This is a genomic window from Peribacillus sp. FSL K6-5616 (genome assembly GCF_038008245.1).
Lineage (GTDB): Bacteria > Bacillota > Bacilli > Bacillales > DSM-1321 > Peribacillus > Peribacillus frigoritolerans.
Genome location: NZ_JBBOYT010000001.1, coordinates 1,434,734 through 1,451,089, shown reverse-complemented (window position 1 = coordinate 1,451,089; position 16,356 = coordinate 1,434,734). Strand labels below are relative to the sequence as shown.

The 16,356-nt window shown below is 40.0% G+C and carries 12 protein-coding genes; 4 read left to right on the top strand and 8 right to left on the bottom strand.

The genetic code is table 11. The annotated features are described in order from the left end of the window. Positions 1-105 precede the first annotated feature (105 nt). The 3 genes from gucD to MHB45_RS06970 all read left to right on the top strand — a co-directional run bounded on the left by gucD (position 106) and on the right by MHB45_RS06970 (position 4,464). Entirely contained in the window at positions 106-1,572 is a 1,467-nt protein-coding gene (gene gucD, locus MHB45_RS06980; protein WP_072272790.1) for an alpha-ketoglutaric semialdehyde dehydrogenase GucD, read from the top strand. A gap of 338 nt (positions 1,573-1,910) precedes the next feature. Continuing rightward, a complete protein-coding gene (locus MHB45_RS06975) occupies positions 1,911-2,321 on the top strand; it encodes a tyrosine-type recombinase/integrase (RefSeq protein ID WP_053087370.1) in 411 nt (136 codons plus the stop codon). Between the two features lie 784 nt (positions 2,322-3,105). Next, positions 3,106-4,464: an IS1182 family transposase gene (locus tag MHB45_RS06970; protein ID WP_072272405.1), complete on the top strand. Its 1,359-nt coding sequence runs from the start codon at positions 3,106-3,108 to the stop codon at positions 4,462-4,464. A 303-nt stretch (positions 4,465-4,767) separates the two neighbouring features. Here MHB45_RS06970 and MHB45_RS06965 read toward each other — a convergent pair whose 3' ends face one another. The 5 genes from MHB45_RS06965 to MHB45_RS06950 all read right to left on the bottom strand — a co-directional run bounded on the left by MHB45_RS06965 (position 4,768) and on the right by MHB45_RS06950 (position 11,945). Next, positions 4,768-7,695 carry an endo-1,4-beta-xylanase gene (locus MHB45_RS06965; protein WP_072272788.1) on the bottom strand — a complete coding sequence of 976 codons (2,928 nt, stop codon included), beginning with the start codon at positions 7,693-7,695 and terminating at the stop codon, positions 4,768-4,770. A gap of 847 nt (positions 7,696-8,542) precedes the next feature. Continuing rightward, positions 8,543-8,752 (bottom strand): nickel insertion protein, encoded by a 210-nt coding sequence (gene larC / locus MHB45_RS06960; protein ID WP_048681068.1) that lies wholly within the window; start codon positions 8,750-8,752, stop codon positions 8,543-8,545. Positions 8,753-8,787: 35 nt separating this feature from the next. Further along, positions 8,788-8,889, bottom strand: coding sequence for a nickel insertion protein (gene larC / locus MHB45_RS28250; protein ID WP_373689792.1), 102 nt, complete (start codon positions 8,887-8,889; stop codon positions 8,788-8,790). A 509-nt stretch (positions 8,890-9,398) separates the two neighbouring features. Further along, positions 9,399-10,811: a DHA2 family efflux MFS transporter permease subunit gene (locus tag MHB45_RS06955; RefSeq protein WP_072272787.1), complete on the bottom strand. Its 1,413-nt coding sequence runs from the start codon at positions 10,809-10,811 to the stop codon at positions 9,399-9,401. A gap of 360 nt (positions 10,812-11,171) precedes the next feature. Then, entirely contained in the window at positions 11,172-11,945 is a 774-nt protein-coding gene (locus MHB45_RS06950) for a hypothetical protein (RefSeq protein WP_161922657.1), read from the bottom strand. Positions 11,946-12,408: 463 nt separating this feature from the next. Here MHB45_RS06950 and MHB45_RS06945 point away from each other — a divergent pair, with 463 nt between their 5' ends. Then, positions 12,409-13,095 carry an ArsR/SmtB family transcription factor gene (locus tag MHB45_RS06945; protein WP_048681058.1) on the top strand — a complete coding sequence of 229 codons (687 nt, stop codon included), beginning with the start codon at positions 12,409-12,411 and terminating at the stop codon, positions 13,093-13,095. 86 nt (positions 13,096-13,181) lie between these two features. Here the strand turns inward: MHB45_RS06945 and MHB45_RS06940 are convergent, their stop codons facing one another. The 3 genes from MHB45_RS06940 to MHB45_RS06930 form a co-directional block, all read right to left on the bottom strand. Then, the gene (locus MHB45_RS06940) at positions 13,182-14,066 is read right to left on the bottom strand and encodes a DMT family transporter (protein ID WP_072272785.1); all 885 of its coding nucleotides are present in this window, start codon (positions 14,064-14,066) and stop codon (positions 13,182-13,184) included. Positions 14,067-14,279: 213 nt separating this feature from the next. Further along, a complete protein-coding gene (gene gloA2, locus MHB45_RS06935) occupies positions 14,280-14,666 on the bottom strand; it encodes an SMU1112c/YaeR family gloxylase I-like metalloprotein (protein WP_072272784.1) in 387 nt (128 codons plus the stop codon). Between the two features lie 543 nt (positions 14,667-15,209). After that, positions 15,210-16,319 (bottom strand): MFS transporter, encoded by a 1,110-nt coding sequence (locus MHB45_RS06930; protein ID WP_161922658.1) that lies wholly within the window; start codon positions 16,317-16,319, stop codon positions 15,210-15,212. Positions 16,320-16,356: the final 37 nt, after the last annotated feature.

Here is a 16,356-nt window from a genome sequence, read left to right as displayed (position 1 = left end):
ACGAGAGTTCTCCAACTAAACCATAAAATTAACTTCAATAAGGACTTTGGCATTCAATGTTTCAGGATTAAGCAAACTGTTTCAAGGAATATGGGGGTATATAAGGTGAACGTAAAAACTGACGTAAAAACGTATTTAAACTATATCAATGGTAAATGGGTAACTGCTTCTATTCAAAAGGTTGATACTAGTATCAATCCAGCCAATCGTCATGAAATCATCGGTTATGTACAACAGTCTGAAAAAGAAGATTTAGATAACGCTGTTCTTGCTGCGAAGGAAGCACAAGTTTTCTGGGGGAAGCTATCTGGTGCTACCCGTGGAGAGTATTTGTATAAAGTCGCGAACGCACTCGAGCAACGTATTGATGAAATTGCGGAAACGATGACTCGTGAAATGGGAAAAACACTTCTGGAAGCAAAAGGGGAAACAGCTAGAGGTGTCGCTATCCTTCGTTATTATGCAGGAGAAGGAATGAGAAAAATAGGTGATGTGATTCCCTCATCGGATTCTGAAGCACTGATGTTCACTACTCGTGCTCCCCTTGGAGTTGTAGGCGTTATCACACCTTGGAATTTCCCAGTGGCAATCCCCATCTGGAAAATAGCGCCGGCACTCATCTATGGAAATACTGTTATTCTTAAACCAGCTCAAGAAGCCGCAGTAACCGCAGCCAAAATAATAGAATGCTTTGACGAGGCAGGGCTTCCAATGGGTACTATTAATATGGTGACAGGCCCTGGGTCTGTCATTGGTCAGGCGATTACTAACCACCCAGATATTAATGGAATTACATTCACAGGATCTGATGCGGTTGGTAAATTAATTGGGCTAGGAGCTCTAAAGCGTGGTGCTAAGTATCAGTTAGAAATGGGTGGGAAGAATCCTGTCATTGTAGCCAATGACGCCGATTTAGAAGAGGCAGTAGAAGCAACTATTAGTGGAGGCCTCCGTTCTACGGGACAGAAATGTACAGCTACAAGTCGTGTAATCGTACAAAGTAAAGTTTACGAGCAGTTCAAAAATAAACTTATTGAAAAGATAAAGGAAATAAAAATTGGGAATGGTTTAAAAGAAGATATATGGATGGGGCCATGTACAAGTGAGAACCAGTTGAATACAGTACTTTCTTACGTAAAGAAAGGAATTGAAGAGGGCGCGACATTGATTTATGGCGGTAAACGTTTGGAGGAAGATGAATTAGTCAATGGATTCTTTATGGAACCTACTGTTTTTGAAAATGTAAGTAATAGAATGTCTATTGCCCAAGAGGAAATTTTTGGACCAGTGCTTGCCCTTATCAAAGTTGAGACCTTAGAAGAAGCATTACAAATTGCAAACGACGTGAAATTTGGACTAAGTGCTTCTATTTTCACTAAAAATATTGGTCACATGCTTTCTTTTATTAATGAGATGGATGCTGGTCTCGTACGTATTAATGCTGAATCTGCTGGAGTTGAACTGCAAGCCCCATTCGGGGGAATGAAACAATCCAGCTCCCACTCTCGTGAGCAAGGAGAAGCTGCAATTGAGTTTTTCACTTCTATTAAAACCGTATTTGTAAAGCCATAAATGATTTTTTAGAAGAATATATACCAGATATGTTTTAGCTATTAATTATGTTCTCATGAAATAAACCTAATAAGAACTAACCCTCAAAAACTTATAATTGATACTTAGAAAGTGCATAAAAGCTATTGCTTTTATGCACTTTTTATAGTAGAGAACTGAACAAAGCTTGATAAATCAAGGATGTATAAAAACCTCCATATATAAAAAAAATAAGGCGCATAAGTATTCATAAATTCATCCCCTTTATATTCATTCCCTTCCAATATTATTGAATTAATAGGATTAAAGGGTGTGAATTCAGAAAAAGAATATTCCTCTTCTTAGGCAGCGGCATCCGGTTGAATGAGTTATCCAATTTAAGGTTACGAGACTTAGATTTTGAGGAAAAACAGATACACGTTTTACGTAAGGGTGGTAAAAAGGATGTAGTGGCAATCTCTCCTCCATCTATGCAGGACATAAAAGATTACCTAGCTGTGCGAACGGAACGTTATAGGGGCTCAAACGATGATACGGACTATGTATTCTTGACTAGGGTGAATGATGGAGCCACCCCCCTTTCCAACCGCGCCATCGAGGCTCTAGTAAAGAAATACACGAAGGCATTTAAGATCAATAAATCGATGTCTCCACACAAACTTAGGCATACCTATGGGACGAATTTAATGGAACAGTCAGGGCATTCATCTACTGATGACTCAACTTGGTCATACTTCAACCACAACGGCTGCCCTCTATACAAACCCTGAGCAGGAGAAGGCTAAAAAGGCTGCGAAACTGCTGGGAGAGAAAAGAACCAATTATCTTGAAAAGGATTAAAAAAAGGAGAACAACGGATTAGGCTTCATATAGCATAAATAGACTTTATATTACCATTTACTGCTTGGCCAAGATTATCAAGAATCTTAGTGCTGCCGAAAATTTTATAGTTCATTGGAGCATAAGATACGTACCCATGCTTCGTCGGGTATCCTTTGGTGTTTTGATTGGCTTAAAGTCCTCATGATTGGTGTATCAATGAAACCTTTCTTGTAGCAATATCTAATGAAGGCTCGCATAGTACGTATACCAATATTGACTGTCATAGGAGCTTATCTAATTATAATGAGTTCGTGACCAAAATGTGCCCAATATTTATGACCCTCTAAGGGCAGACTAGCGGAATAAACTGCTATCTATCATAGCAGCTTATTATGATATTCTATGGGAATGAGCAGGATGGAACCCAAGAAAAATAAAAGTAGCCCATAGGACTACTTTCAGACTGTAGACAAACTCGATGAAAATCGAGTTTGTCTATTTTTATGGCTTGTACAATTTGGACGTTGATTTCCACTCCAGGCACTCGCTTTCCGCGGGCGGTCGGGGAGCCTCCTCGGCTTTCGCCTGCGGGGTCTCCCCTAGACGCGCTTTTCCCGCAGGAGTCTCGTACCTTCCGTTCCAATCAACTTTGTCTTACCTTTTAGATAGAACACTTTTGCCTGGAGTCATGTTTGTTTTAAAATAGAAGTATTAAAACTTGAGGTGATGAGGATGCTTTCTAAACATGATTCTATTCAGCGAGATCAACTTGAAATGATTACTTTAGATCAATTGGTGCCACCGAACCATTTGGTTCGTAAAATGGAGGCTGCCATTGACTTCACTTTCATTTATGACTTGGTGAAAGATATGTATTCAGAGGTAGGACGCCCAAGTATTGATCCAGTTATTTTAGTTAAACTGACTTTCATTCAATATACCTTCGGTATTCGTTCCATGCGTAAAACGATTGAAGAAGTTGAAACCAATATGGCTTACCGTTGGTTCTTAGGCTATGGTTTCCATGATAAAGTACCTCATTTCTCTACGTTCGGGAAAAATTATGAGCGACGCTTCAAAGATACAGATCTGTTTGAACAGATTTTCTATCGCATTTTAATGACAGCTGCTAATAAAAAGTTAATAAGTGCTGAACACGTTTTCGTGGATTCCACACATGTGAAAGCCAGTGCGAATAAACGGAAATTTGAAAAGAAAATCGTTCGTAAAGAAACACGAGCGTATCAAGGACGTCTTCAAGAAGAAATCAATCAAGATCGTGAAAACCATGGAAAAAAGCCTTTTCCACCAGATAAATTTGATAAAGAAGAGACCAAAGAGATTAAAGAAAGTACAACGGATTCTGAGAGTGGCTACTATGTGAAAGATGAACGAACAAAACAGTTTGCCTATTCATTCCACGCGGCCGCAGACCGCAACGGTTTTGTATTGGGAACGATTGTAACACCTGGAAATACACATGACAGTCAGATCTTAGAGCCACTAGTTGAACAAGTGATTGAGAAAGTTGGAAAACCGGAAGCCGTTGCCGCAGATGCAGCTTATAAAACACCAGCGATTACAAGCTACCTATTTAACAAAGAAATCATACCGGCTTTACCTTATACACGTCCTCGCACCAAAGAAGGATTTTTCCGCAAACAGGACTATGTATACGATGAACATTTTGATTGTTACCTTTGCCCTTCGGGCGAAACTTTAAAGTACTCAACAACAAATAAAGAGGGCTATCGCGAGTACAAATCGCCAAAACAAATTTGTACAACATGCTCATTTTTATCTCGGTGTACAGAAAGCAAAGACTGTCAAAAAGTGGTGACACGGCATATCTGGCAAACACATGTGGAAGAAGCAGATCATCTGCGTCATCATCAAGATGTAAAACCTATATATGCAAAACGTAAAGAAACGATTGAGCGTGTATTCGCAGATGCAAAAGAAAAGCATGGTATGCGTTGGACTACTTTAAGGGGACTTAAAAAATTGTCGATGCAGGCGATGCTTACTTTCGCTGCCATTAATTTAAAGAAGATGGCCAATTGGACATGGCAAGGTCCAAAAATGGCCTAACATAGTGGGCTCGTAGAGCCCCAATCTCTAAACTTTAGGCGAAAATTCAAAGGGAATTTCAAAAGGGGGTCAGAATTTTTTAATTCCGAACCCCTTTTGTCTACAAACTGAAAGTAGCCCATAGGACTACTTATTTTTGCTAACAATAAACCTTCTGGAGTTGATTGAATAACACCACTGTTTTTTTGAAATGCTTTGAAAGAAAGTTCGTCAATAAAAGGAAGCTATTTTTTATTGTGGACTTTCAATAGGCTGTTGCACATTGTTTTGCTGTGCTGCGTGTTGCTGTTCAGCTTCTTGCTGCTACTCGTTCATAATATAGCATTTACGAATCTTGTTGTTGCCCTTAGTGTCCACATAAACCTTATATGGTCCCACCTGATAAACGTCTGCCACGTTATTCCTGATTAGTACCTCTTCAGTGAAAGGCTCCGCCGAATCGTCGGAGTATTCTTCCGTAACGGTAACTGTCAGTCGTTTTTGATTACCATTGAGTTTCTTTACCGTAGCCGTTGGCGTCGCGCTGACGACAGTGACTACCGGGAGAATTACCACGCCAAGTATTTTGGAACCATCATACACTACGACTGCATAATTCGCGCCGGCGTCAACATCGCTGCCTTTAACGCTTAGCACCGCTTTGCCGTTTGCGAATGTAGAGGAAGCCACTGAAACGCCGTCCTTTTTCAACACCGCTTTGGCACCGTCAGGTACATCCGCCGTAATGGGGATATTGGCGTCACGCTCACTCACGATACGCTCCACCGGGTCGAGGCTTATTTCTGCGCCCAGACTCGTTAAGTCTTCATACGAATAGTCGGACACGTACTCATACAGCTTAACACGGCTAGCAGCTGCATAGTCCTCCAGAGGGGCCGTGCCTCCTTGGCCGACAAAACCGTTTTCGCTTCCGTGCAGCGCATAAGTGTAATTGTTTGAACCAGTATGGGAAAATAGCGTCGTCTCGCCGGTATCGGGGTCTATACCCGTGTTAAACCATACCGCTCGATCTAATGCACTATCTCCAATAGTTGTGTCTGTGCGTAATGGAGCCGTCATGTCGCTGCTTAAATCCCGCCACAAAATAGAGGGGGCCACAAGGCCGCCGTGAACCAGACTTAACATTGTGTATCCAGTGTAACCATTCGCCCTTGTGTATGGTCCCGGATCGGGGCTGGTACTCTCATTAAAGATAAGTCTCGTATTGTCCTGGATCAGCTCCGGCGCTACAATAATGTCGTCAACTATGGTGACAGGCGTCCCCGAAAGCCCTCGTTTGGCGTTTGTTACACCGCCGGTCGCCGGGACGGATGTCACGTTCCTATTGGTCAGCGCCAGACCTGAGTTGGCGGATACAACGATATAAGTCTTACCGGATTTGATAGTTTTGGCCAATCTCCAAAAATTTTCTGGGACAGTGAAGTCTGTAACACGCGCCTGATTAATCGGAGCCCAGTTCTGATCCCACAGAGACTTCTTTAATTTCAATGTTTTCAAATGATCATCGTCTATACTACTATCTGTATTAATAGTGAGCTTACCACCTGTATGTTTTGGTAAGGGCTGGAATTCCTTACTGTTAAGCATTGCCAGTTTACCGTCGTCTCGATTATAGAACTCCTGAAACAGTTTGAATTGGGTTTCACCGTCGCTGAAGCGGATATTGACGGATGAGCGGTAGCCCGTATCCTTATAGTTTTGGTCTTTCTCCCATTCGGCGGTCATATGCCCGAAGTTTATCGTATACGTCGTCGATATTTTAGGGGAGTCCTTCCGGGCGATTTTCACCGTCGCCACGGCAGGCTTTTCTGCGCCCACCGCGCCGCTTGCGGGGTTGAGTGTAACGCTGACGTCAACATCATCGTCAGGGTATTTGTGTGCGATGTTCGCGGCAGAGAAGTCAATCTTTGACACGTCCTTTGTCACGTTAACATCAAATTCGGTTTTGCCCGCGACATTGAAAACATCACCACCGAAGTCAAACGACGTAAGCTTTGGCGGCAAATCATCTAGCCCGAGATAGGCCTCCGGATTTATTATGGCCCAATATGCTTCTTTTGGTGCACCACTGGAGTCGAATGGCAGTGGGTAACCCGTCCTGCGCCAGCTGTTGTTATCAGCCACGCCCCAGAATGTAACGCGTTCTATATTATCGGAGTACTTCTTATATAGCATGAACAGCTTGGCATACAATTCCGCCTGCTCCTTCAATTGCGCCTCGGTAGGGGGAACTTCGGCTGACGTGCCGTTGAATTGTACGTCGAGTTCGGTTATGCTGATTTCACACCCGGTTTCACTATAGACCTTTAAAACTTCCTCTAAATTATCTACATTGAGTCGGAGGTTGTAATGCCCCTGTATCCCGATGCCCTCGATCAGTTTCCTTCCGTTTACCTCAGGGTGCTCACTCGCGTATCTTTCGTTGAGCTCGTTGACCATTGAGGCAATCGCGATTGCCTTGTTGGCAAGTTCCTCGTCGTTAAAATCATTGTAATACAGAATTGCGTCCGGGGCGGCCTCACGCGCAAACAGGAAGGCATCATAGATATAATCCCACCCGTTTCCGCCGTTAGCGTAAGCTTCAAACCATCTGGACGGCCGTTCCATTGGTTGAATGCCGGAGCGAAGCGCGTTCCGCCAATCGGTCGGATTTTCCGGATTATCCCTCATTGCTTCATTAACAACATCCCAGGTGTTGAGCTTATAAGGACCCTGACTATAGTGTCCGGCGATTGTAGAAATATACCTTTTCAAGCTGGCCCTTGCCTCGGTATAATTCTGACCACTTTGCGGCCAGCCAGCTGACTGATTATGCCACGCCAAGGCATGTCCAATCGTATAGAAACCGTCGGCTTTGACTTGAGTTAACATGTTGTCGGCTGATGTGAATGACGGATCTCGAGTTGGGTTGGACCATATGGAGTCCGGCTTGGTAGCGTTTTCTGGCGTCATCGCGTTATAGTGGAACTTCATAAAATCATACTTTGCTGCATTCGTTAAGTCGGCCGGGCTAATAGTATTGCCGATAAGAAAATGGTCCTTGTAGACTTCTTTCAGCGACACAACCTCTTTCGCTGAAGTTCCCGGATCCTTCCCATTGTCAACCTCTGCCGCTGAAGCATTGATGACCGGCAATACGGTAGCGGGAAAAGAACTCAAGGTAAAAACCAGAGCTAAAAAATATGTCAGTAGGTTTCTAGCTTTTTTCTTAAAAAAAGTCATTCCTTTCATAACTTTGATCCCTTCTTTTTTGTTATTTGTTGTTTTGATGGTACATCACTAATAGATACAATAATTCATTCCGATAGTCCCATCATAATTTGGATTTATACGAATACTCTGGTTGATTATACATACCAAATACACCATGCATACACTCTCTAAAAAGATATTTCTGTATATCCGTATTTACCTCCCTTCTGGTTTACGTAGTGTCAAAATACTAAATGAATTTTGACTAATACCTTTATTTCTCTGGCTTTCACCAGTTGTTTCTAACCTCCACCCGTAACGGCTGCAAATCTTTCAAGCTGCATACTATGGGTGTTTCATTGTGTGAAAGGTGTTTTATTCCTTTGTGGTCTCCAGCTCTGAGTGGTGTTGTTTTGAGCCTTTAGGGTGCTATTTTCCCTGTCTTTTTCAATGCAAGCATCAAGTCCCTACATGACATGTCCTTTGTCTTTCCATCATTAGCCACCACTTTACCATTCGTGAGTTCAGGCACACTAGACTTTTACAAATACAGTTTTAATAGAGGTAAAAATTCAAAAGCGGCCTCCTCCTCTTAAGTTTTGTGACCGCTTTCATTCGGCTGAAACCCATTGTTTTATATTATAAATTTTCAGGATTTTTCTTTTTAAGAGAATAATTGTTTTATAATATAAAACTGTGTTTTTCATTAATGAACTATCTGCTTTCAATACTAGCTCAGTGTCCAATTTGTGTCAATATCATTTACTGAATCTTTCAATTATTCAATCAATCGTTATTCTAGAATTATTTATTCTGATTTGGGGCTTATTTAAAAGGAAAAAACCTCTTTCTTAGCGGTTTTTTGTCAAAAAATTAAGCTAAGTGTCTAAAGGCTTGTAAGAGCTGCCGAATATACCTCATAAAATGGCACTTCATGTTTCCTTGCCGGATCCTTCACATCGCCATATTCAGGAAACTGCCTTATTACCCTCCCATCCATCATGCCTTGTTTGAACCTGATCGTTCCATAAGGAGTTTTGATGCAACAATTTCCCTTTCCAAAATCCTTCTGTAGATCACCTCTTTCGTACTCCAACAGTGGTTGTTTCCAATAGGATGATTTTTTTAATTTCACAGGCCGTTCAGGCAAGACAAAACAGTGACAAGGGTTCCGGACAGTTTTTCTTTCATATAAACCGGAGTGTAAAAAGTGTCGAGGGCTCCCGCATCCAGGATGAGCTACATAAAATATCCGGGAGAATTTATTTAGGTCCTCACACCTTCAGGCATACTTTTTCAATCATTTCTCACTTAAAAGGAGTGGATGTCTATCAGATTATGAAGAGTCTGGCCATGTGCAGCTTTTCACTTTAGAAATATATTTAGTGAAAGTTTTTGAAAAAGGACGCCATGCGATTCATTTGTGGTCGGAGGAATATGGGGGAATATATATAAGAAGGTCTTTATATTCAAAGGGGTTTTTGCTGATTTTGGACTTTATTGAATGGCGCGCTCTTAAACGATCCAGTTTCTAAAATGGTTAAATTAAGAAAATGAAAAAAGAGGGAGAACAAATCATCTGGATGACTTGTTTCCCTCTTTTTTATAATCCCTTAGGTAGGCACGACATAGGAATGTTAGGGCCTGGGAGGGAAAGCCGCCAGGGGCGGCGTTGGAAAATGTTCATAACAAGTTAAAAAATGGAGTTCTAATTATTTAGTTAAAAACTCGAATTCTAATATTTAATTCTTCTCCCCGAACTCTTTTCCTGCTGATTTTTGATCCTTTATTTTAAAAGAAATGAGGAAGCTAATTAATGAAAGTACAGCGATGACAATAAATGAGATTTGCGCGCCATACATATCAGGATGGACTATCTCGGGACGCCGCTGAGCATTTTCGGTAGCTGATGTCATCACAGTAACAAGTATTGCAGTACCTACAGATGCGGCAATCATTTTCATCGTATTATCCATAGCTGCACCATGGGCGATTAACCGTTTAGGCAGCTGGTTTAAGGCGGCCGTTGAAACAGGCATCATAACCATGGCTAATCCGAACATCCGAATACTGTACATTACCATAATAAATGTAAAACTTGTCGAAGGACCAACATCCATAAAAGTAAAGGAGGAAGCGGTTATGAGGAGTAATCCGCCAATAACCAGCCACCTGGCCCCAATCCGATCAAAAATACGTCCAATGAACGGTGACATTATTCCGGTAATAAGTGCTCCAGGAAGTATGGCTAATCCAGCTTCAAAGGCAGTAAATCCTCGCATGTTTTGCATAAATAGCGGGATGAGCGTTTCGGCACCTATCAGACCCATAAAGGTAATGGCTCCAATAATGATAGCAATCGGGAATAATGAATACGTGAACACACGGAACTCCAGCATTGGATGCTTCAGTCGCAATTGCCTGTTGATGAACCAAACAAGTGAAATTGTCCCAATGCCTAGGGATATGATTGTACTCCAGTCTGTCCAGCCATAATTACCAGCCGCTGTAAATCCATACAATAATCCACCGAAACCTACGGAAGATAAAACAATCGAAAGCACATCCACTTTTGGCCGTGTAACTTCTGTTACATTTTTTAAAGCGAAGAACGCAACTATGATATCAATAATAGCAATTGGAAGAATGATAAAGAATAACACCCTCCATGAGTAGGTCTCCGTAACCCAGCCAGATAAAGCGGGACCAATAGCCGGCGCGAAAGAAATGACCAGCCCGACCAGTCCCATGGCTGCACCCCGTTTATGAACAGGGAAAATCATTAGGAAGACTGTTTGCATTAACGGGAGCGTAATTCCTGCTCCGCTCGACTGAATCATCCGCCCTAGCAGGAGCATTCCAAAGTTTGGAGCTAGCCCCGCTACCAATGTACCAATAGCAAAAATCCCCATCGCGGAAAGGAAAAGCTGTCTGGTGGTAAAGCGCTCCAGTAAAAACGCGCTAACAGGGATCATGATCCCATTAACCAGCATAAAAACGGTTGTTAGCCACTGTGCACTATTTGCCGTAACATTCATCTCCTCCATTACAGGAGGAATCGCGGTAATCATTAATGTTTGATTCAAGATCGCTATAAATGTACCCGCAAGCAAAAGAGCAACAATTGTTGTCTGTTTACGATTTGTTGAACTCAATTATGGTCCCCCCTTTACGATTTGGAAAAAAACATACTTTTGTAGATTACACGAATTCACATCAGATTTCCAGTAATTTGCTGTTGAAAATAAAAGCAATAAAGTCGGCATTCAATACTTACTTTCCCTACAAATAATATAGAAGAAAGTCGTCATATTCAGAGTGGTTTTGCTGAATTTTGTACTCTATTGAACGGCGCTCTCTTTTTTTAATAATTACTATAACAAGAATTATAATAAACACATTTACATTCACTAGTATTGGTTTGAACTGTGTGGTTTATAAATATAACTCTTCTATTTCCTTCTTTAAAAAGCTCAATATTTTCTTTATCCTCCTGCAAATTAAAAGCACCCAATTTAATGGATGCTTAGATTTCCTTTCTTTCGTAATCTTATTTCAAATTTATCACTGAAAAACTCATTTGCATTAAAAATAGTACTAATGTCTGAAATATCACCTATGTTCACAATTAAGGCTTCATCAACTTCTTGATCTGTGAGAACTATGCGATATTCATATTGATTTTCAAAGTATCTATCTTTCCAAAAATAAATATCAGTCCCTTGATTTTTATAAGAGCTCATCCTTGCTGAGGAATTGATGTTATAATCATCATATTTTACCAAGCCCCCTCTGTAAGCATAGCCTTTTTCATTGAGTGTTCTAGTAATTCTGTCAATAAATTGCGATGGGGTAACAAAAATTAAGCTATCTCCGAACTCCCTGATCATTTTATCGATTTGTTCATTAGGTAAATCAAATTTGGTATAGTAATACTTTTCATCCTCGTTAACCACTTTTAACATATCGCCAATAATTGCAAACATACAATATAATGGTCTTTTTTCATTTATATTTTTTCTGAAATTCAATTTTTTAGTTCGCCCCGACATTATTAATTCATTGGTATCTTGAGTAAAGAAATTCATTGTTAATTCCGTAAAAACATGTGCTGCTTCAAATTTGTCTCCTACACCTTTTTCTCCTGAAGCACTTTCTATATCAATATACTTTTTGAAATTATTCATATATAAATCTCCAGACAAAAAACTTTCCACAAAAGGTGTGAACTTTATAAATCCAAAAACTTGACCTTTAAATCCAACGTCTGACATTTTCATACGCTTCATTCCCTCCTATTTAACTACTAAATTCACAAAAGGGACTATTCACCGGTATTTATTCCCAGACTATTATGAACGTTTACTATTAGTGAACATGTAAAAATGTATGCCTAGTTTACAAAGAATATACTTCAGTAAAAAACGCTTATCCAAAGGTATACAGTCTTCTTTTTAACCTCTCCTGATTTCATAATCTCTCCCCAAAAAAGCAACCAATTTATCACGTGCATTTTATCAAAAAAATCCTTGTAGAGACGACTCAAAATTAATGTTTAGAAAAAATACGTAATAACGCTTTCCATTTTATTGTTGGGTCCAATATTCTTTTTTTTAAAGCAGGAATCGTGAATATACCGAATATCCTAGGGCAGCGGTACTGTATAATGGAAGTATAAGTTTACTTATTTTTAATGCTAATTAATTGGCGTTCAACTTATTTAATCCATCGGCAGAAAGGTTGGTAACTATTTTGAGTATAAATCCAAATATGGTGGAGATAGCCTCCCTCCTTGGGGAAACGTCACGTGCAACAATACTTGCAAGTCTGCTTGATGGGCGTTTTCATACGGCAGGTGAATTAGCATTGATGGCTGCAATAACACCTCAAACCGCCAGCTTTCACCTTTCTAAATTAGTGGAAGGTAACCTTGTTATAGTTGAAAAACACGGACGACATCGCTATTATCAGCTAGCAAATGGAGAAATTGCGCACATTTTGGAATCGTTTCTGGCCATTTCCCCACCTCCTGAAGTACGGTCGTTAAAACAATCAAGTCAAGTCAAAATGCTTCAGGAAGCAAGAACGTGCTATGATCATTTGGCAGGAAAACTAGGCGTCCAATTAACTGAATCGATGTTGAAAGCCGGATATTTGAAAAAAGAAGAGAGAGAGTTTACAGTTACACCCAAAGGGGATCATTTTTTTTCAGAATTCGGCATCGATTTACTTGATTTAAGAAGAAAACGCCGTTCATTTTCCCACTCCTGTTTAGACTGGAGTGAACGTCACCATCATCTTGGCGGAGCTTTAGGAAATGGGCTTCTTACCCATTTTTTTGATTTAGGCTGGATAGTCCGTGTTCCATCTATTCGCGCAGTAAAAGTCACACCTAAAGGGAAAGAAGGATTTAAAGAAGTTTTTTGTATAGAGGTATAATTTAATAATCCCTCATTATGAAAAAGAAAGGTTCTTTTTCACCATGAGGGACTTTCTGTCTTTAGCGGCTTAAATCCATGCGATTACTATAAAGCTCTTTTAACTAATTTATTTTCCTTTTGGAAATTGCTATTTACAAGATAGATGCCAATAATGATAAACAGTCCGCCAATTAAGAGTGAAGTGTATATCTGTTCACCTAATAGTGCCCACCCTGATAATACACCGAAGAAAGGTGCCAAAAATAAAAAGGCACTTGTTTTTCCTGGATCACTCTTTTGTAAAAGGTAATACCAAACAGCAAATTGCACGATCGATGACATGATACTTAACCATAATAAAATGAACAACGAATTACCATTCAGTATGAAAAATGGTTTTTCAAGAATAAAGCTGCCAAGTAAAAGCAGTAAACCGCCAAAAAGCATCTGATAGGCAGATAATACCCATGTATCGGAAATCGCCCCCCATTTTTTCGCCAATAAAGTGGAAATCGCCCAGAAAACAGAAGAAAGAATGCCGAAAAGAATACCAACCTTAAATTCAAGTTGCGCTCCCATCGTTATCATTACTCCGACTAATCCTAATAAAACACCAATCCATTGATATAGTTTATAGCGTGTCTGTGAAAAGATCGTACCGAAAACAACAACAAGCAACGGGTTCGTGAATGTAAGAATGGAGGATTCACTTGCTGTAATCGTGCGTAAACTCAGGAAAATGCACCCCATTACTCCGGCTGTTTGAAAAGTGCCGATAATGAGCATTTTTATCCAATCCCCTTTAGAGTTTGGATGCGGTCTTTTTAACAAGATTACGATCATCGCCATTATGAGTCCGGCAAGTGTGAAGCGTAATGCTGCTAATAATAATGGGGATGAATAAGGTAGACCAATTTTAACTACTGCAAAAGAAGAACCCATCAAAAATGTCGTTAAAAGTATCAACAGTGTAAATTTGTAAACATTCATTTTTTTATCTCCTGACATATTTAAATGACCGATCTACAGATATTATAGCTGTTGATTATTTCAGCCCTAATCGAAATATGGAATACAAGTTTATCAAACTTAATGGTATCGACATATCATAGGGAATCTTTATAGTTTAATTGTTATAAGTAACCTCTTTAAATCATCGTATTCATCTTTGAAATCAACTTAAGAAATAGAGGTAACCTCATCCTATTTTTCATATATTTCAAGAGGCAAATCATCCGGATCACTAAAAAAAGTGAACCTTTTTCCTGTTAACTCATCAACACGGATTGGTTCGACTGGAATGTTTTCTTTTTCCAAATCTTCAATCGCTTGATTAATATCCTCCACTTCAAAAGCAAGATGTCTAAGCCCCCTGGCTTCAGGATAACTAGGACGATGCGGGGGATCAGGAAATGAGAACAATTCCAGCTGATATTCCCCTCCGACGATTAAGTCCAATTTATACGATTTCCTTTCTGACCGATATGTTTCCTTCTCGATATCGCACCCTAAAATATTCACATAGAAGTTTTTTGATTTTTCATAATCGGAACAAATTATTGCTACATGATGTATTTTTTTAACCTTCATTTGTGTCCTCCCTAAGAACATTGATTATTTTTATAAACTAATTTTACCAAAGTTATACATTAATAAACACTTAGATTTCAGTGCTTCCTTCGGACTCCACTGCACGATACTGGTACATCCATTTTCCTTTCATCGGATATTGGTCTAAACACTACTCCAAATAGATTAACTGCAGCACATTAGAAAAATTGTATTTTAAACATGAAAAATACCCAGGACATACTGTTTGAATAATATTATTGATAATATCGTATAAAAAAATAAAAAGCCCTGTTAACTGAAATTCAGTAACATCAGGCTTGTCAAGATAGAAGCTGAAGACTTTTATCACTCTCTATATACTATTTCGAACAAACTTTTATAAATCTGAACCCCCACTTTTGCCTTCATTTATATCAATCTATTTTACAGCAGGAATTGTTTGTGGATTTTCTGATATGAAATTTTCCCTACCCGATTTCAAGGTCATAAAAGCGATAAAACAAACGACCCCGAATGAAACCAATAACCAAACAGCCCCATTAAACGATCCATCGAAAGCGTCTATGACAAACCGATCGTTAAAGGAGCGATGAAGCCAGCCACTTGCATCCCTAAATTGACCACTCCCACTGCAGATCCTCCGATTGCTTCCGGTAAATACTTTAGCGGCAGACTAAAAATGATAGTGGATAAGGCTGCGGAAAATATAGGTATAATGGATTGATAGATGATAACTCCCGTTACCGTTTCTGCATGAAACATGAGATACACGAATAACGCTAGTCCTAATCCACTAAAGACCCCTATCCATTTTTCCCGACCAACTTTCACTTTATCCAGTACATAACCGGCGATAATATAGAAAGCCACCGAAGCTATTGCAGGGATCATCTGTAAAAGACCCATGGAAATTAAATTCAGGCCACGTTCCTGCACCAAGTAAGTCGGCATCCATGACATCACTCCCCAGCTGATGAAACCATATGCAAACGAGGCAACCATCAAACTAAGGACCAAGGGGGTTTTAAACAGCTTAATAAAAGAACCTTTGACAGGAACTTCCGTTAAGGAATCTACTTCTCGCGGGCCCTGACTCCCTACTCTTGGTTTTAAAAAGAACAAATATAGCAACCCAATCGTAAACCCAAAAATCCCAATAATGCCAAACATCATCCTCCATCCGATACTAACAAGCAGAGTGGCTGCGAGAATGGGTGAAATGACACCTGCAACAGTGAGTGCGGAAAGAAACAAAGACATTGCCCGGGATCGCTTTTCTTCCGCAATGGACACTGCTATCATTTTGGCCCCAGCAGGAAAGAAACTTCCTTCCCCCAATCCGAACATAAAACGAATGACCAACAAAGATACAAAAGACCATGCCAATCCTGTCAGACTGGTAAAAATGGTAAAACTAAAGACAGAGACAATAAGCACGATTCTAGCGCCGAAACGATCGGCCATCCAACCGCCGGGAATCTGCATGATTGCATATCCTAAAAAGAAGATGCTCAATATCAGACCTGTGGAGGATGCGCTCAATTGGAGGTCATCGGATATATGGACAATCCCATAATTAATGACGAAGCGATCCAGTGCCGAGAACAAATTACCTGCAAAAAGTAATAACAAAATCATTTTTGGATTTTGACCGAATGCTAATTTGTTCACTAGCATAGCCCCCTAGTTTAGCTTTAATTTTCATCAC

Bases quoted from the DNA above. Each gene is read 5' to 3' on its own strand.
- MHB45_RS06940 (WP_072272785.1), bottom strand. From the start codon at position 14,066: ATGAATGTTTACAAATTTACACTGTTGATACTTTTAACGACATTTTTG.
- MHB45_RS06970 (WP_072272405.1), top strand. From the start codon at position 3,106: ATGCTTTCTAAACATGATTCTATTCAGCGAGATCAACTTGAAATGATT.
- gloA2 (WP_072272784.1), bottom strand. From the start codon at position 14,666: ATGAAGGTTAAAAAAATACATCATGTAGCAATAATTTGTTCCGATTAT.
- MHB45_RS06950 (WP_161922657.1), bottom strand. From the start codon at position 11,945: ATGAAGCGTATGAAAATGTCAGACGTTGGATTTAAAGGTCAAGTTTTT.
- MHB45_RS06965 (WP_072272788.1), bottom strand. From the start codon at position 7,695: ATGAAAGGAATGACTTTTTTTAAGAAAAAAGCTAGAAACCTACTGACA.